Consider the following 17,009-nt stretch of genomic DNA (forward strand, 5'->3'; position numbering starts at 1 on the left):
TCCAACGGGAGCGCATTGAGAACTTAGTTGTGAAACAACAATTTCCTCTGAACGCGAAAAAAAATTAAATTAAAGAATAATTAGTTATCTTTAGTTTCCTAAAGCCTTGCAGCATCACTGAGAAGCGACTGCTTTGAAGATCCAAACAGTCCTGGACGCAGGCCAATTCAGCCTTCAACAGTTCAGCGAGATTTGCGCATCAAGACGTCAAGCGAAGAGCTTTGGCTTGCAACCAAACCCAATCATCGAGGCTCGACCTGATGCCTCTCTCCCCAGATCAGAACCACGAAAAAGCCTTAAGGCATTCATTCACTGATGGAGAGGCAACCGGAGCCAAAGGGATCCATTCATTGCGTGCGATAAACCCGTTGCAGCAGCCACAGGGAGAACAACACACCGATCAGATGGGCGAACAGCACCTGGGTGTTGCTGAGCACGGACAGCATTTCCAATGACGTAATCGCCAGGTTGTCGGCCATGCCGCGGCCGCCGATGGCAATACCGGGGGTCTGCATCGAAGCCTGCACGAACAGACTGCCGGCGAGGGCCTGATAGCCGATCGTGGCGAAGGTGAGGCCCAGCAGATCCGCCAGCAACCCCCGCTTGATCAGCCGTGCCACCTCCCCCCGACTGGGTCGGGCAGCACTGTCGATGGCCCGACCGGCACGAACGATCAGCCAGCCCTGCCAGAGGCTGAACAGCAGCACGAGGAAGGCCAGGGAGGTGAGCGACAGGCCAGGCCCTAGCCCGACAGCACGTTCGGAATTGCGGGCCAGGCTGCCGCCAATGTTGTTGAACAGGAGAACACCCACCACAACGATGCCGAGAACCACCTGAATCCAGAAACGGATCCATCCCATCCGACGCACGCCGAAGGACAACTTCTGGAAATCGAGGCGGTCGGCCATGCCCTGATGCTCGGTCGTTCAAACTTGCCACCAAAGCACACCTTCTGCACCTCCTTGATTCCGCTCTGCTCTCCAGAGGAGGCCCGTCGGCCAACAGCCCTCGCCCTGGGGAGTTTTGATGGCCTGCACGCGGGCCATCGTCGTGTGATCGATGAGGCCATCCAGGGCATCCCAGAGGAGACCGTTCCCTCGGTGGTGAGCTTCTGGCCCCATCCCCGTGAGGTGCTGTTCGGCGAAGCACGCCTGAGGCTGGATCTACCGAGCGAAAAACTCGCCCTGCTTGAACCCCTTGGCATCCAGCAGCTCGTGCTGGTGCCCTTCACCCGGGAGCTCGCTCAGCTGAGTGCGGAAGAGTTCGTCAAAACCGTTCTATTGAGCACCCTTCAGGCCAGGCGCATTGCGGTGGGCACCAACTTCCGCTTCGGCCATCAGCGGCGGGGTGACGCCGAGATGCTGGAACGGCTCGCCGCTCGCGGGGGCGTTGAGGTGAAGGTCGTGCCCATCGTTGAAGACCGTGAGGGCCGGATGAGCAGCAGCAGAATCCGCGCAGCCCTCGAGCAGGGAGATCTAGATGCAGCCAAAGGCTTGCTTGGCAGGGCCTACCGCTTTCAGGGCCGGGTGGTGCGGGGCCGAGGCCTGGGGCGAGAACTGGGCTGGCCCACCGCCAATCTCCAGGTGGATGGCCGCAAAGCACTTCCAGGGCTCGGTGTCTACGCCGCCTGGGCCCAACTGGATGGGGCAGGCGATCGCCTGCCAGCCGTGATGAACCTCGGCCCCCAACCCACGATCGATCCCACATCTCCCTCTGCCGTGGAGGTGCACCTGCTGGATCAGAGCCTGGAGCTGGAGGGGCGGCACCTGGGCGTCGAGCCGGTGCAGCGCCTACGCGGCCAGAGAAAGTTCAATGGACTCGAGGAGCTCAGCAGCCAGATCGGCCGCGACGCAGCCCAAGCCCGCGAGATCCTTCAGACAGGCTCTCAGGCCACGGTCGGATAGGCATTCACCAGACCCCAGACGATGAACACGCCGATGCCACCGAGAAGAACGATTCCCCAGACCAGAACGTGCATGGTGCTTTCAGAACCACCGTTCTCCATGACCGACGCAGAAACCGTTGCCCACAGGGTGCCATGAATCCGACCCCTAGCGAGACATCCCTGGATACACGAGTGGCACGCCTGATCGATGCCAACCTCGACCGTGCCCGGGAAGGCTTAAGGGTTGTCGAGGACTGGTGCCGCTTCGGCCTGGAGCAGCAGGATCTGGTGGTGCGCCTCAAGGACTGGCGACAACGGCTGGGACGGCTCCATCACGACAGCTACAAGCAAGCCCGCTCCACCAGCACCGACACCGGTGCTGGTCTGGAGCATCCAGCCCAACTCGACCGCCACAGCCCCGATCACGTGGTGGCGGCCAACTGCGCCCGGGTGCAGGAAGCGCTGCGTGTACTGGAGGAGTACGGACGCAACATCGACCCTGCCCTGGCCGCTGAAGCCGCTGTGATCCGCTACGGCCTTTACGACCTGGAGGTGGTCTGCCTCAACGCCACCCTGCGGGCCAGGCGACGCACCAAGCTTCAGGAATGTCGCCTCTGCCTGATCACAACCCCCTGCGATGACCTGAGCGATCGGGTGCAGGCCGCCCTGCAGAACGGGGTGAGCATGGTGCAGTACCGCTGCAAAGCGGGGAACGATCGCGAACGTCTGCAAGAGGCCCAGCAGCTCCGGCAGCTCTGCACCCGATTCGGGGCGCTGCTGATCATCAATGACCGTGTTGATCTGGCCCTGGCGGTCGATGCAGATGGGGTGCACCTGGGCCAGGAGGACATGCCCAGCGAGGTGGCACGCGCTCTGCTGGGTTCCGCGCGTCTTCTGGGCCGCAGCACCCACAGCATCGATCAGGTTCATCAAGCTCAGCAGGAGCCGATCGACTACCTCGGCTTCGGCCCCATCCACTCCACGGCCGTCAAACCCGAGCGATCTCCTGTTGGCCTGGAGTCGGTGCGTGATGCCACGGCGACCAGCCAACGCCCCGTCTTCGCCATTGGTGGGATCACCCCTACCAACCTTCCGGCTTTGATTGCGGCTGGAGGCCAGCGCGTGGCGGTGATCGGCGCAATCATGCATGCAGATGACACCGGGCAGGCCTGTCGGCAACTGCTCCAGCACCTGGACCATGCCAAGTACTGAGCTATGTCTCTCACCCTGAAAGTCAACGGCGAAACCCGCGTTCTGGATCCAGCGCCGGCACCCGCAACCCTGGCAGCCGTTGTTGCACAGCTCGCCAACAACCCCCAGCTGGTGGTCGCCGAGCACAACGGCGTCATCGCTTCCCGCAGCCGTTGGGACAGCATCCTGGTGAAGGATGACGACACCCTTGAGATCGTCACCATCGTGGGTGGTGGTTCCTAGAGTCGCCTCACTGATGCTGTGGGCGCTGCTGTGGCCACCCCCCGACTGTTGACACGACCCCGACGACTGCTCGCATCACTGCTGCTGCCTGTTGTGCTTGTGGGGCTCTGTCTGTTCCAGGCACAACCAGCTGATGCTGCCCGCGGTGGACGCATGGGAGGGGGTAGTTTCCGCGCTCCTTCGATGCCCCGATCCAGCGGCGGTAGTTACGGCGGTGGATACCGCGGAGGTGGTTACCGCGGCGGGGGGATGGGCTTCCCCTTCATCATTCCGATCTTTGGCTTCGGTGGGGGTGGTCTATTTGGGCTGCTGATCCTGATGGCCATCGCGGGTGTGCTGGTGAACGCCGTCCGGGGCGGCGGCGGTGCTCCCGCCATCGGTGGTGCGGCAGCAGCTCCAGCCATGCCGCGCAACGTGAACATGATTCAGGTGCAAGTGGGGCTGCTGGCCAGTGCCAAATCCCTTCAGGACGATCTGCGCTCTTTGGCTGCCTCCTCCGACACCAGCAGTTCAGCCGGCCTCCAAAGGCTGCTTCAGGAAACAACCCTGGCCCTGCTACGCCAACCGGACCTCTGGGTCTACGCCAATGCAGAGAGTGGAAGTGTTCCGTTCAGCTCCGCTGAATCGACCTTCAATCGCCTCTCCATGAACGAGCGCAGCAAACTGGACGCTGAGCTCACCAGCAATGTCGGTGGTCAGCGGATGAGCGACACCAGCAGCAGCGCTGGCGAGGCAGATGCCACCAACGAATTCATCGTCGTGACGCTTCTCGTCGCGTCAACGGCAACGGCCAAGCTCGGTGGAGCTGACACCGGTGAAGATCTGCGCCAGACCCTGCGCATCCTCGGTTCCACGGCTTCTACTGAACTCATGGCCCTCGAAGTGATCTGGCAACCGGAGGGGCGCGGTGATGTGCTCAGCGCCAACGACCTCGTCACCGCCTACCCCAACCTGCAGCACCTCTGAAGAACTAAAGATTTTCTTCGCCGATTTTCTGGGTTTCTGGGTATTCCTTCTCAGGAATCAGTCTTAATTTGCTGATAACCAAATTTGGACTTCCGGCGTTGGCCCCCGACCCCCGCTCCATGGAATGGCAACAAGATGGCGAGCTGGCTCGGGCTGATCTGGATGCTCTTGTAAATGCACTGCTGCGCGTGGAGTGCGACCGCAACTCTGCCGAGCTCCAGCGACTGGGCCAGATTGATCCACCTGTTGCTGCTGCCGCCTAAATAATTAGCCCAATTCAGCGGGCTCGAATCCTCTGAGGATCCGCAATGCAGCCATCGCGGCACCGTAGCCATTGTCGATATTCACCACCGTCAACCCGGGGGCACAGCTGGCGAGCATCCCTTCCAAAGCGGTCCTCCCCCCTGAGCTGATCCCATAACCAACCGAGACCGGGACGCCAATCACCGGTTGGGAGACAAGACCGGCCAGTACCGTCGGGAGAGCACCCTCCATTCCCGCGCAGGCGATCAGGATCCGAGCCGTTGCCAAACGGGGAAGTTGATCGAGAAGGCGATGCAATCCGGCAACGCCAACATCCATCACAGGGTCAACGCCAATGCCATGGCAACGCAGGGCAAGAGCGGCTTCAGCCACCACAGTGCGATCACTGCTGCCTCCACTCAGCACCACCACCTCAGCAGGAGGCGGTGGTGCAGGAGGCAAAGCGCCCAAGGTCAGGCAGCGGGCATCAGGGTGCAGCTCAACCTCCGGCAACATCTCGAACACCCGTGCCGCCTTCTTGGCATCCACCCGGGTCACGAGCCCCAACTCTCCTGCTGTGGCGAAGGTCTCGAGGATGGCGATGATCTGATCGGCCGTTTTGTGTTCCCCCCAGATGGCCTCAACCATGCCCAACCGCTGGCGGCGCCGCAGATCAAGACGAGCATCAGGGGTGTTCACTGCGGCAACAGTTCTCCCTCAAACACAAGGGGAAAGGGATTGCCCTGGTTCTGTCCCGTTTGCTCACAGGCCAGCATCTCGAAGCGCGCCTGAACCCTCTCCACCTCCGCAGGAGGAATGGATTTCCAAGCCTCACGACTGCTCCAACGAATCAGCAGCGTCCCCTCCTCAGTTGCCGGATCCCAGAAGAGATCACGACCCAAAAATCCCGACTGGTGCTTCAGCCAAGGCTCCCAGCTGCCGCGTTCCGCAACCATCCAATCCTCTCGACTCTCCTGGGGCACCTTCAGCCGCAGGTGCTCAATCACGGCCACCTTGTCACCAACTTGAAGGTCGGCCCATGCCTGATCCCGTGCCTCCGAAATCCCTCCCAACAACAGAACCAGTGCCAAACAAGGTCCGATGACCCTAAGCAAAACAAGCCTGAGTCGATGCACGATTCAGCTCCTCTGCAGGAGTGCCACAGCCTGGCAACTGATGCCCTCTTCCCGTCCCTCTGGACCCAAGCCTTCGTTCGTGGTGGCCTTCACACCCACAGCGTCAGCGGCAATTCCGATGGTTGATGCCATCGTGCTGCTCATCGCCGCGATATGCGGTTTGAGCTTCGGACGCTCGGCAATCACCACTGCATCGATGTTCACCACCGACCAGCCGCGCTCCTTCACCAGCTTCACCACTTGATCCAGCAGCTTCAAGCTGTCGGCTCCTTTCCATTGGGGATCGGTCGGTGGGAAGTACTTGCCGATATCGCCAAGGGCTAGGGCCCCGAGCAACGCATCCATCACGGCATGCACCAGCACATCGGCATCACTGTGACCATCAAGACCAAGACCGTCGGGATGCTCCAGGCTCACGCCGCCGAGGATGAGGGCCCGTCCGGGCACCAGCCGATGGATGTCGTATCCGTTGCCGATGCGCAGCTCCATGCCGGGGTCTAGGGGGTCGAAAGGAATATCCATTGTTGCGGCCTGCCAGCGGGCGAACAGATCGGGCCGCCGTTCGCGAGTCCGCTGCTCCCGCTGCTCCTGACGCCATCGGGCGATGGCACCGTGGTCGCCACTGCGCAGCACGTCGGGAACCGTCATGCCGCGAAAGTCAGCGGGGCGGGTGTAATGCGGGTGTTCCAGTAGGAGTGCACTGTGGCTTTCCTCCACCAGCGAATCAGCCGTCCCCACCGTGCCGGGAAGTAGGCGAACAACACCGTTGATCACCGTCATCGCCGGCAGCTCACCGCCGGTGAGGACGAAGTCACCCATCGACACCTCCTCATCCGCCAAACCGCGAATCCGCTCGTCGAACCCCTCGTAGTGTCCGCAGAGGAAGACCAATTGATCGTGGTCGGTAGACCAACGCTGCAAATCCTGCTGCTGCAGGGGACGCCCCTGTGGTGACATCAATAGCACCCGACTGCGGGAGCTACGGGGGATTTCCTCCATCGCGGCGAACACCGGTTCCGGCTTGAGCACCATGCCGGCACCACCGCCATAGGGCTCGTCATCCACCTTGCGATGGCGATCCGTGGCGAAGTCCCGGGGATTATGCAGGTGCAACTCGGCAATTCCTGCCTTGAAGGCACGCCCGATCACCCCCAGCTCCAGCAGAGGGGCAAACGCCTGCGGCGCCAGACTCACCACATCCAGGCGATAGGGCGCCATGCCGCCTCAGGCCGCGGGTTTGGACACCCTTCGGATGTCCGTGCAGAAACTGCCCTGAACCGGTGTTCCTTGCGCATCAACAGCTGTGGTGCTGCGCAGGCGCAGGTTGACCCGCGTGAACCAGATCCTCTCCTGCACACACACCCCGTCGGCCCGGCTGAGGTTCAACTCCATGCTGCCGTCGGGCCAGAAACTCCAGCTACCAGGGGCATCACCATCCAGGATCAGCTTTCCATCAGCGGCGAAGGTAAGGGTGCTGCAGGTCCCTCCAGGGGCCTGCACCTGCAGTTGACCGAGAGCCCCCTGCTCTGCCACGCAGCGGACAGTGAGTTCACCCCGCTCGCTGCTGTGCCAGTCGTCATCACCTCCGGCAGCCAGCTCAAAACAGCTGCGAAGGCTCATCCACTCACCGTCGCAGAGATTCAGAAAGGAGGCAGGGTCTTCCGGGGGAAAGGCTTGTTCGCTCATCAGACCATCTTCTCAGCCGGGTCACCAGCTGATGGGGAGAAAGGGATAAGGGCGGTTCCAGCCATAAAGCGCAAGCCGCTGCTGTCCCTGGGCGGCAGCACCACGACGGTGAAAGCCGAAGACATCCGCAAGCACGAGGGTGTTCGCTGGGCAGGTCAAGGCAACGGGCTTGGGCAGACCCAGCTCTGCCAGGGATTCTTCACGAATGCGGAACGATCCAGAGACATCCGGCTGCCGCCGTTGTTCAGCGGCAGCGGTGGCCGTGGCCTGCTCCCAACGCAGGCGAGGCGCATCGAGGCGATGGCTGCCCGGCACGTATTCGAAGGGTCCGTCCTGGCGTTGAACCGGCCGCAGAAAAAACCAGAACTTGAGAGCACGAAAGAACGTGTCGCGATGCAGATCCTTCTGCAAATCATGCGTCCGGGTCTCCTCGCCATGCACCGTCAGGTAGATGTCCAGCTTGTGCGGATTCATGGGCAGCCCAATGATCTGGCGCGATCCCTCATGGAGCCGCTGATCGCGGGAAAAGGCAGCGGCCCGAGGCATCTGCTCGGGATCGATGTGGAGAAAACGGTTGAGGGTTCCACCATCGAAACGGTCAAAACCTCCAGGAAAGGGTTGTTTCGGGCGAAAGCCAGGCCGGGTGTTGTCTGGTGCTGGATGGGAGCGTGACGCGCAACTGACCACAGCCTCCACCTCGTCACGCAAGGCATCAAAGTCGTGTTGCGGCAGAAAGTTCTCCAGCACAACAAAGCCATCCCGCTCCAGGCTGGCCAGCTGAACTGGGCGAAGCAGGCGTCTCCAGAGGCAAAGCGTCTCCGCCAGCTGGACGCGGTGTCGATGCAGCTGCCAACGCCGGTTCAGGCCAGGGTGACCCACCCACGGATCTCGAAAGGTCTTGGTGCGGGTCAGCAACGAAAGCATGAGCGCGACATTACGCGCTCAAGGAATCGTTCATACCTTGAAGTTGAAAGGTCGATTCCTTTGCTGTGATTGAACTCTCGCCGCTGGTTTCAACCACCACCGGCTTTCTCGTGTTGTTCGTGGGGAAACGCCTGAACCGCGAATTCAAGGCGTTACGGAACTATTCGATTCCAGAGCCCGTATCGGGGGGCCTACTTGTGGCCATCCTCCTGACCCTGCTGCATGTGATGGGTGGGCCCGAACTCAGTTTCAACCTTGATTCGCGGGACTTTCTTCTGGTTTATTTCTTCACCACGGTGGGGATGAATGCCCGGTTCAGCGACCTTCTCCGAGGCGGACCGGCACTGTTCATTCTTCTGGGCATAACGATCGGCTACATGACGCTGCAGAACGTCATCGGAGTCACGATGGCGGGTTTGATGGGGCTGCATCCGGCCACGGGACTGCTCGTGGGAACGGTGTCACTAATTGGTGGACACGGCACAACAATTGCCTGGGCTCCGAGCTTTGTGGACACGTTCCAGATTGAAAGTGCCATGGAAATCGGCATTGCAGCGGCCACCTTTGGGTTGGTGCTGGCCAGTGCCAGCGGCGGACCCATCGCCCAATTCCTGATTCGTCGTTTCCAGATTCCCTGTCCGAGCTCAACGGCTGAAGATCAGAGCCAAAGAGGCCAAGCCAACGACGAACAAGATCCGTTGCCTGGAAGAAGGCAGATCGACATGACCTCCTTCCTGGCGGCCCTGTTGGCCATCAACATCTGCATCATCACCGGCACGGTGCTGAACGGTGGCATTGCCGCCCTCGGCGTGAAACTGCCGCTGTTCGTGCCCTGTTTGCTCGTGGGCATCCTGTATTCGAATCTGCTCCCAGCAGAGCGATCTGAGCGCGCTGTTTTCCATTGGCCCCGTCAATCGCCATCGCTCGATCTGATCGGTGAACTGTCCCTGGGAATCTTCCTGGCCATGTCCCTGATGAGCTTGCAGCTATGGACCTTGGTCGGTCTTGCCCTGCCCTTGCTGATGATCCTGCTGACCCAGTTCATCGTCGCTCTGGCCGTGAACCTGCTGCTCGTGTTCCGGCTCATGGGACGGACCTATGACGCAGCTGTGATCTGCGCGGGCTTTGGCGGGATCGCCCTCGGTTCCACACCAACGGCCATGGCCAACATGACGGCTGTGACGCAGCAATACGGAGCCTCGACGCGGGCCTTTCTGATCGTTCCGCTGGTGTCTGCCTTTTTTCTGGATCTGGTCAATGCATTCCTGATCCCCGGATTCATCGGCCAGCTCTAAGGAAGCGTTCAGTGGTTCCCTGTGTACCCAAGTTCAGCCAAGCGGGCAGGTTTGCTTCGCCAATCCGGCACCACCTTGACGAACAGCTCCAGATACACCGGGCCATCGATGAGCACCTGCATCTGCAGACGCGCCCCCTGACCGATCGTTTTAAGCATCGCCCCGCCTTTGCCGATCAGGATTCCCTTCTGACTCTTGCGCTCCACCAGAACCGTGGCCAGTACTGCGGTCCGCCCCGTTCCTTTGCCCTTGGCCGGCATTTCCTCAATTCGATCAATCGTGACGGCGACGCTGTGGGGCACCTCTTCTCGCGTGTGGAGAAGCACCTGCTCACGAATGAGTTCCCCCAGCAGCACCCGCTCCGGTTGATCGCAAACCATCTCAGGCGGATAGAGCTGTGGCCCCAAGGGCAACTGAGCTGCCATCGCTGCTGTGAGCTCGGCGCAACCATCTCCTGACAGGGCGCTGCAGCGATGCACCGGCCAGTTGGTCTCCTGCAGAAGGGCGTTGTAAGCCTCCTCCGCCGCGGACTGATGCCCCTCCGCCACCTTGTCCCACTTGTTGAGGGCCACCAACACCGGCAAGGACTGCTGCTGCAGCAGATTCACGATGAAGGCATCGCCCCGCCCTGGGCGCTCGCACCCCTCCAGAAGCAGCACCACCAGGTCCACCTCACCGATGGCACTGCGTGCACTCTTCACCAGTCGTTCCCCAAGCAGATGGTGGGGTTTGTGGATGCCAGGGGTGTCCACCAGAACCATCTGAGCCATCTCAGTGGTGAGGATCGCCCTCAGGCGGTTTCGCGTGGTCTGAGCCACAGGGGAGGTGATAGCCACTTTTTCCCCCACCAGCTGATTCAACAGAGTGGATTTGCCCACGTTCGGGCGACCAATCAGTGCGATAAAGCCAGAGCGATAATCCTCTGGTAGCGAAGTTGGGTGCATACCCCAAGTCTGCGCCGCCGTTGAATCGTTCAATAGCCTGAGGTGAGGATTTCGAGAGGGCCATGGCGGACCAGCAGCCCACCTTCCAGCAGGCCATGGAGATCACTGCGGCTTGGCTGCAGCAATGGGACAACGAGGAGATCAGTGATGAAGTGCTGGCCGACCGCATCGGTGAAATGGTGGCCAGCCGCGATGGCGCCCGGGGATTTTTTGTGGTGAGCCTTGCGGGAGACAGTGTTCTCATGGATCGGTTGCCCGACGCCGTTGTCGGACAACTGCGCAGCGCTGGTGATGGAGTGGTTGATCTGAGCGTCCGCAATCTGGCCATGAGCACCGCCATGGCGGTTCAGCACCGACGCTCGGGGGATACAGCTCAGCAGGCCGGTTCTGAGCGGGTCACCAGCCGCTGCATCGAACTGCTCAGGCTGCTGGAACCGGCAGACGTGAAAGAGCGCCTGGAGCAACTGCTGGCCGCAGCCCTCGACAACCGCGGCGAGGATGTCCCCTTCCTGAAGAAGTGGGGATATGACGCTGAGCAGAAGCAAGCCATCGGAGACAGCGTTTATGCCGTGGCAGAGGGCTGAGCCACAAAAAAGCCCCGGACAAGCCGGGGCGAAGAAGACATTCGGTCAAAACCTCAGTCGCGACGACCACCGCCGTTGAGCACGATGATCAGGCGCAAGATGAAGATGAACAGGTTGATGTAGGTGAGGTACATGCTCAGGGCACCTGCCAGGTATTGGTCATCCCGGTAGGAGCGGGGCATCGTGTAGAAGTCGACGAAAGCAGCGCCAACGAACAGCACGGTGCCAAAGCCTGCGATCATCAACTCAAAGCTGGTGCCATGGAAGATGGTGGGGGCAAAGATCCCGCCAATGAACTGGACGACCATCGCCAGAATCAGGCCGATCAAGCCGAGGCCAACCACGCCGGAGAGGGCCTGACCAACGGAATCGCTCATGCGACGGCCAACGATCGACGCAATCACAAAGGTGATGCCGGTGGCCAGGGCAGCGGTGCCAACCGCACCGATACCGGCGACGGCTCCAGCGAAGGCCACGAGACCGCTCAGGGTGAATCCGGTGATCAGGCTGTAGATCGACAACAGCGGCAAGGCTGTCGCGTTGTTCCCCTTCATCGCGACGTTCTGCGCGACGAAGAACAGAACCAGGTTGCCGATCACTGCCACCCAGAACAGGGGCATGAACAGCGGGGTGGCCATCATCGAAAGACCACCGATCACCCCGATAGAGGTGAGCACCATGCCGCCACCGACGTAGGGCAGCGCTTTATTGACAACGTTGGGCCCGACAAGGGCGCTGGATTGCGCCTGGCGGATCGCCTCCTGGAAATTGCTGCTTGCTGGCATGTCGACCAGGTCACCAAAGACTCCACACATCCTGCCAGCGATGACAAGGGATTGGAGTGTGGATGTCCCTATCGACGCTGAGGCTTGGCTGTTTTGCGTTCGTCCCGTCGGGCATAGGCCTCGACCACCCGCTGGACAAGGGGGTGACGCACCACATCGGCCGAGGTGAGACGACAGACAGACACGCCTTCCACACCATCCAAAACGTCGGAGGCCTCCACCAAACCGCTCTGCACGGTGGCTGGAAGATCCACTTGTGTGATGTCGCCCGTCACCACCATCCGAGAACGCTCTCCGAGACGGGTGAGCACCATGCGCATCTGGGCAGGCGTTGTGTTCTGAGCTTCATCAAGGATCACAAAGGCATCGCTGAGGGTGCGGCCCCGCATGTAGGCCAGCGGAGCGACCTCAATCACCCCCTTCTCCAACAGCACGCTTGTTTTCTCCGCTCCAAGAAGGGAATGCAAGGCGTCATAGAGCGGGCGCAGATAGGGATCCACCTTCTGCTGAAGGTCGCCCGGCAGGAACCCCAGGCGCTCCCCAGCCTCGACAGCCGGCCTGGTGAGAATCAAACGCTCCACCTTGCGTTCGGTGAGCATCCGAACAGCAAGAACTGTGGCCAAGAAGGTTTTTCCTGTGCCCGCAGGCCCGAGCGCAAAGGTGAGGTCGTGGCGCTCCATGGCATCCACATATTTCTTCTGTCGCAGGGTGCGCGGTCGCAGCAGATTGCCCTTTTGGCTCTTTGCCAACACCTGCTCCCCCATGGCGGCATGGTCATCGCCGCGGCCGGTGTTGAGCGCTCCAAGAGCCGATTGAAGATCCACCGAAGAGACCGACTGACCCTCCTGCCAGATCGGGCGCACCAGTTCCACAACCGCAGCAGCCCGTTCAATCTGCGTCGGACGCCCGGTGATCACCAACTGAAGACCCCGCAACACCATGGAGGCTCCTGTCAGAGCTTCGAGGCGATGCAGGGTTGTTTCTGCTTCACCGGCCAAAGCCAATGCAGCATCGGTATCAGGCAGGTCGAGAACGAAACGGCCGCGTTCGCCGTCGTCAGACACCGGAATGATCAGCCCTCGGTGGATTCGGCTTCAGCGGAATCGGAAGCAGCCGCTTCAGCTTCAGCAGCCTTGGCATCAGCAGCATCCTTAGCGGCCTGCTTGGCATCAGCCTCACGCTTGGCCGCTTGCTTGGCCTTACCGACAGTTTCTGCAGAACGCACGGTCTTTTCAAGAAGACCGCCACGCTCGAGCAGCGTACGCACGACATCGGTGGGCTGGGCACCCTGCCCCAAACGCTCACGGATGGCCTCGGTATCGAGACGTGTTTCCTTCGTCCGCGGGTTGTAGAAGCCCAGCTCCTGGAGGGGACGACCGTCCCGACGAGAGGTGCTGTTACAGGCCACGAGGCGGAAGCTCGCTTCCCGCTTCTTGCCAAACCGCTTCAGGCGGAGCTTGATCATCGTGGCCCTGGAATGAAGGAAAAGAGGTGGTCCGGCGGCGCCTAAACGCCCGCCAAACAACCACCATACCGTTCCGCCTTCACAGATCCCCGAAGCCCTTCTTCTTCTTGGCCGGTCGCTGCCGCTTGGGCGGTCCGCCGCGACCGGGGCGGCCACCGCCAGCAGGCATGCCACTCATTCCTGGCATTCCACCCATCCCCGGCATCCCACCCATCCCTGGCATTCCAGGCATACCGCCCATCCCGGGCATGCCACCCATTCCTGGCATACCGCCCTGACTCATCTGCTGCATGAAGCCACGCATTTTCTGGAAGTCGGCCAGCACCTTGTCCACATCAGCGGGCTGATGACCGCTGCCGCTGGCAATCCGCCGTCGTCTTGAGGGTTGACTCGCCAGCAAGTCGGGGTTTTCCCGCTCCTGCTGTGTCATCGAGCCGATCATGGCCTCGATGCGCTTCAACTGCTGCTCTCCCTGCTTAAGCATGCCGTCATCGATTTTGTTCATGCCCGGGATCATTTTCATCAGGCCACCGAGCGAACCCATGCGCTTGATCAAGCGCATCTGCTTCACGAAGTCAGAAAAGTCAAACGTCGCCTCCTGAAGCTTCTTCTGCATCTTCTCGACGTCGGCAAGTTCGACCTCCTTCTGGGCCTTCTCCACCAGCGTCAGCACATCACCCATGCCGAGGATGCGACTGGCCATCCGTTCGGGATGGAACGGCTGCAGCGCCTCCACCTTCTCGCCAGTACCGATGAACTTGATCGGCTGACCGCTCACCTTGCGGATCGAGAGGGCCGCACCGCCGCGGGAATCACCGTCGAGTTTGGTGAGAACTGCTCCAGTAATGCCCACCTGATCGTGGAAGGCACGGGTGAGCTCGGCCGCCTCCTGGCCAATCATCGAATCCACCACCAGCAGCACCTCATCGGGCTGCACGGCGGAACGGATCCGCACCATCTCCTCCATCATCTCGGTGTCGATCTGGAGACGGCCGGCGGTGTCCACCAGGAGGGTGTCGAACCCCTCCTGCTTCGCTTTGGCCAAGCCAGCCGCGGCGATGTCCTCTGGCTTGGCTTGAGCTCCGAGGCTGAACACCTCCACATCGATCTGGGCACCCAACGTCTTGAGCTGCTCGATAGCCGCTGGTCGATAGACGTCGGCACCCACCATCAGGGCTCGACGTCCCTGGTCCTTGAGGTGCAGACCAAGCTTGGCCGTGGCGGTGGTCTTACCCGCACCTTGGAGGCCAGCCATCAGCACGACGGTGGGAGCCTCGGCCGCCTTGGCCAGAGGAGCGTTATCCCCCCCCATGACCTCCACCAGCTGCTCATGGACCACCTGGATGAACTTTTGATCCGGGTTGACCCCTCGCACCACTTCAGCGCCGACGGCTTTATCGCGGACCTCGGCGACGAAGTCCTTCACCACCGGCAGGCTCACATCCGCTTCAAGCAACGCCCGACGGACGTCCTTCAGCGCCCCATCGACGTTGCTCTCGCTGATCGTGTCCTGTCCCCGCAGCCCCTTGACCGCATCCTCAAAACGGGCTGAAAGCTCGTCGAACATCGGCGTAAAGCCCCTGGATCAATGAAGTGATCGTAAAAAGCGACGGTCCTGCTCCTCAGGATCCCGGCATGTAGTCATGCAAACGCCATTGGGTTCCGTCCCTGCCGAGCACATAGGTCACGCTGAAATCACTCGGCGCTGTCTCTTCGATGACAGCACCATCAGCACCCTGGAGACGATCGCTGTAGGCCACCTGGGCCCGCAGCTCAATTCTCAGAGGTTTTCTGTCCAACACCTCGATGCTGGTAATTGAGGCATCAATCGACTTAGACCGGCCTGCGGCCGCGTCAACGGCCCGTTCACGCTCCACGCGCTTCAACAGGGGGTCCCTCGCCACGACGGAGAGGTCCGCCGGCTGACCGGACAAAGCCAAAGCCTTGGCATCGAGCCATCCCTGCACCAAAGCCTGCAGCTCCGCTTCCGTCGGCGCATCGCTAACGAGCGGTTTGGAGGGAGCGGAGGGCCGAAGAGCCGGCTTCAGGCTCGCGACGGGCTCATCGGCCGTCTGCGCGGGAGAAGCGTCGATCCTTAGTTGCTCTTCAACCTCGTTCTCTTCAACCTCCGTGGTTTCCGAAACCGTTTCCGGTACCAGTGGCGCGTAATCCAAATTGCGTCTGACGAGGGCGAGGCCTCCAACGGCGATCCCGAGCAGCGCCAGAGCCGCAGCAGCAGGACGAACCCAGCGTTGCTGCAAGAACGGCAGCGGCACGGCCACGTCTTCGGACTCAGCATCCGGATCCGGTTCACCCAGGTCGAACGAGGAATCGAGTGATGCCGTCCCTGCTGTTGACCAGTCCAGGGGCATCTCTTCGGTAAGGGGCTGGCGCGAGGCCTTGCGATCGAGACGATCGACGTAACCCTGAACATCACGATCGGCAAACCAGGCATCTAGGTCAGCTACCGATGCGTCGACATCGCGATAACCGGGCAAGACATCGCGCTCAAGCCAGGCTCGGCAGTACTCACATTGGGCAGCGAGCCGGTCACCGGGATGATTCAGGAACCAGGCCTGCAGGTCTGCATCACGCAGAACAGCGAAGTGCCGCTCGGCATCCTTGACGTTGCCCAACAGCAGATCAAGACAGCCCATCAGCGGCATGGGGTCGAGGTCGGCATTGGCAAGCGTTTGTATCCGCTCGCGCGCCTGCTCGAGGAACTCGGGCTTACGCCGCGAGAAACCAGCGGCGGTCAGCGCCAGAACCGTGAGGAAACCAGCATCAGCAGCGCCTCCCTCAAACCAGCGACTGAACAGATCGATCTGCTCCTGAACCGTCAAAAAGCGGCGGATCTGGTGAAAAAACGATTCAAAATCGGCCTGAGTCAGGCTTCCTTGGTGATCGCCATCTACCTCGGCAGCCTCCAGACCACCACGGGCCACGACCAACTCATCCAGCAGGGTCAAGCCCCGTTGGTGTGAGTCCTGATCACCAAGATCACGGCTGAGCAGATCCAGAATCCGGAAGGGTGTGAGCGCCTGCAACTCGTCTTCCAGCAGGCGCTGCTGATCGGGCAGCTTGCCCATCCGCTGTTGCAGCTGGATGCCGTCGATCAGCAGTTGAGCAGCCGACTCATAGCGACGTTGGCCCTGCTCCTCCAGCGCAGCATCGCGACAGGCCAGGGCAGCCAGGAGAGTCAGATCCGCTTCACGGCCGCTGCCAAGGGCTGGTGCCTGAGGAGGCTGGAGCCCCTGCCGTGCCAGTTGAAAAGCCTCAACAGCTCCGTGGGCCTCCCAGAGCAGAATCAGACCGGCCACCTCGCTGCTGGTCGGGAGATCCAACCCCACCGTTCCGTTCGGATGGGATTCACTGAGGCGTAGCAAGGCAGCTTCGTAGTCAGCCCTGTCGGAGGGGTCGGTCAGCAGGTCGGCGGATCGACGCAGGAGGTCGGCCCGCTGGAGCAGCGCTTCGTGGGTGAATCCCTGGTCCGGCGGACTGTCGCAACGGGTTTGCAACCGGCGCAGAATCGCTTCTGGCTCTGCCGATGGACTGACGCCCAGGAGTCGGAAATGATCAATGGGCAGATCCAACAGCAACGCTGCGAGGAGACGCGGATCTTAGTCAGTGTCTGGGGTTTTGCCCATCGCTCATCGGCTGGC

19 protein-coding genes are annotated in these 17,009 nt (G+C 61.2%); 7 read left to right on the forward strand and 12 right to left on the reverse strand.

Annotation, left to right across the window (positions count from 1 at the left end; all coding sequences use genetic code 11):
* Positions 1–347: 347 nt before the first annotated feature.
* Positions 348–908 carry a DUF3611 family protein gene (locus tag FZZ92_RS07060; RefSeq protein ID WP_115023707.1) on the reverse strand — a complete coding sequence of 187 codons (561 nt, stop codon included), beginning with the start codon at positions 906–908 and terminating at the stop codon, positions 348–350.
* Positions 909–914: 6 nt separating this feature from the next.
* Here FZZ92_RS07060 and FZZ92_RS07065 point away from each other — a divergent pair, with 6 nt between their 5' ends.
* The 5 genes from FZZ92_RS07065 (at position 915) to FZZ92_RS07085 (ending at position 4,548) form a co-directional block, all read left to right on the forward strand.
* The gene (locus tag FZZ92_RS07065) at positions 915–1,904 is read left to right on the forward strand and encodes a bifunctional riboflavin kinase/FAD synthetase (RefSeq protein WP_226422903.1); all 990 of its coding nucleotides are present in this window, start codon (positions 915–917) and stop codon (positions 1,902–1,904) included.
* Positions 1,905–2,038: 134 nt separating this feature from the next.
* On the forward strand, positions 2,039–3,097 hold the full coding sequence (locus FZZ92_RS07070) for a thiamine phosphate synthase (protein WP_226422904.1): 1,059 nt from the start codon (positions 2,039–2,041) through the stop codon (positions 3,095–3,097).
* Between the two features lie 3 nt (positions 3,098–3,100).
* Entirely contained in the window at positions 3,101–3,319 is a 219-nt protein-coding gene (thiS, locus tag FZZ92_RS07075; RefSeq protein WP_166016773.1) for a sulfur carrier protein ThiS, read from the forward strand.
* A gap of 18 nt (positions 3,320–3,337) precedes the next feature.
* Positions 3,338–4,285 carry a DUF1517 domain-containing protein gene (locus FZZ92_RS07080; protein ID WP_226397837.1) on the forward strand — a complete coding sequence of 316 codons (948 nt, stop codon included), beginning with the start codon at positions 3,338–3,340 and terminating at the stop codon, positions 4,283–4,285.
* Positions 4,286–4,383: 98 nt separating this feature from the next.
* Complete coding sequence (locus FZZ92_RS07085) at positions 4,384–4,548, forward strand: hypothetical protein (protein ID WP_226423019.1); 165 nt, start codon at positions 4,384–4,386, stop codon at positions 4,546–4,548.
* Between the two features lie 4 nt (positions 4,549–4,552).
* Here FZZ92_RS07085 and larB read toward each other — a convergent pair whose 3' ends face one another.
* The 5 genes from larB to FZZ92_RS07110 are packed head-to-tail and all read right to left on the reverse strand — an operon-like array spanning position 4,553 to position 8,274.
* A complete protein-coding gene (gene larB / locus FZZ92_RS07090; RefSeq protein WP_226397838.1) occupies positions 4,553–5,227 on the reverse strand; it encodes a nickel pincer cofactor biosynthesis protein LarB in 675 nt (224 codons plus the stop codon).
* The gene (locus tag FZZ92_RS07095) at positions 5,224–5,613 is read right to left on the reverse strand and encodes a TIGR03792 family protein (RefSeq protein ID WP_370629803.1); all 390 of its coding nucleotides are present in this window, start codon (positions 5,611–5,613) and stop codon (positions 5,224–5,226) included. Before FZZ92_RS07095 ends, larB begins: the two co-directional genes overlap by 4 nt.
* A 54-nt stretch (positions 5,614–5,667) precedes the next feature.
* On the reverse strand, positions 5,668–6,882 hold the full coding sequence (trmD, locus tag FZZ92_RS07100) for a tRNA (guanosine(37)-N1)-methyltransferase TrmD (RefSeq protein WP_226397840.1): 1,215 nt from the start codon (positions 6,880–6,882) through the stop codon (positions 5,668–5,670).
* A 6-nt stretch (positions 6,883–6,888) separates the two neighbouring features.
* Positions 6,889–7,350: a phycobiliprotein lyase gene (locus FZZ92_RS07105; protein ID WP_226422905.1), complete on the reverse strand. Its 462-nt coding sequence runs from the start codon at positions 7,348–7,350 to the stop codon at positions 6,889–6,891.
* 21 nt (positions 7,351–7,371) lie between these two features.
* Positions 7,372–8,274: a phytanoyl-CoA dioxygenase family protein gene (locus FZZ92_RS07110; protein WP_226397842.1), complete on the reverse strand. Its 903-nt coding sequence runs from the start codon at positions 8,272–8,274 to the stop codon at positions 7,372–7,374.
* A 65-nt stretch (positions 8,275–8,339) separates the two neighbouring features.
* On the opposite strand from FZZ92_RS07110, the gene gltS reads away from it, so the two are divergent.
* Positions 8,340–9,569 (forward strand): sodium/glutamate symporter, encoded by a 1,230-nt coding sequence (gene gltS / locus FZZ92_RS07115; protein ID WP_226397843.1) that lies wholly within the window; start codon positions 8,340–8,342, stop codon positions 9,567–9,569.
* An 8-nt stretch (positions 9,570–9,577) separates the two neighbouring features.
* Here gltS and era read toward each other — a convergent pair whose 3' ends face one another.
* The gene (era, locus tag FZZ92_RS07120) at positions 9,578–10,513 is read right to left on the reverse strand and encodes a GTPase Era (RefSeq protein ID WP_226397844.1); all 936 of its coding nucleotides are present in this window, start codon (positions 10,511–10,513) and stop codon (positions 9,578–9,580) included.
* A gap of 62 nt (positions 10,514–10,575) precedes the next feature.
* On the opposite strand from era, the gene FZZ92_RS07125 reads away from it, so the two are divergent.
* A complete protein-coding gene (locus tag FZZ92_RS07125) occupies positions 10,576–11,097 on the forward strand; it encodes a hypothetical protein (protein WP_226397845.1) in 522 nt (173 codons plus the stop codon).
* 53 nt (positions 11,098–11,150) lie between these two features.
* Here FZZ92_RS07125 and FZZ92_RS07130 read toward each other — a convergent pair whose 3' ends face one another.
* The 5 genes from FZZ92_RS07130 to FZZ92_RS07150 all read right to left on the reverse strand — a co-directional run bounded on the left by FZZ92_RS07130 (position 11,151) and on the right by FZZ92_RS07150 (position 16,940).
* On the reverse strand, positions 11,151–11,882 hold the full coding sequence (locus tag FZZ92_RS07130; RefSeq protein ID WP_115092958.1) for a Bax inhibitor-1 family protein: 732 nt from the start codon (positions 11,880–11,882) through the stop codon (positions 11,151–11,153).
* 68 nt (positions 11,883–11,950) lie between these two features.
* Positions 11,951–12,946: a PhoH family protein gene (locus FZZ92_RS07135; protein ID WP_226422906.1), complete on the reverse strand. Its 996-nt coding sequence runs from the start codon at positions 12,944–12,946 to the stop codon at positions 11,951–11,953.
* An 8-nt stretch (positions 12,947–12,954) separates the two neighbouring features.
* Positions 12,955–13,347 (reverse strand): 30S ribosomal protein S16, encoded by a 393-nt coding sequence (gene rpsP, locus FZZ92_RS07140; protein ID WP_115023731.1) that lies wholly within the window; start codon positions 13,345–13,347, stop codon positions 12,955–12,957.
* 79 nt (positions 13,348–13,426) lie between these two features.
* Positions 13,427–14,914 (reverse strand): signal recognition particle protein, encoded by a 1,488-nt coding sequence (gene ffh / locus FZZ92_RS07145; protein ID WP_226397848.1) that lies wholly within the window; start codon positions 14,912–14,914, stop codon positions 13,427–13,429.
* A gap of 55 nt (positions 14,915–14,969) precedes the next feature.
* On the reverse strand, positions 14,970–16,940 hold the full coding sequence (locus FZZ92_RS07150; RefSeq protein ID WP_226422907.1) for an ARC6/PARC6 family protein: 1,971 nt from the start codon (positions 16,938–16,940) through the stop codon (positions 14,970–14,972).
* Between the last annotated feature and the right edge of the window lie 69 nt (positions 16,941–17,009).

This window comes from Synechococcus sp. MU1611, from assembly GCF_020514255.1.
Lineage (GTDB): Bacteria > Cyanobacteriota > Cyanobacteriia > PCC-6307 > Cyanobiaceae > Parasynechococcus.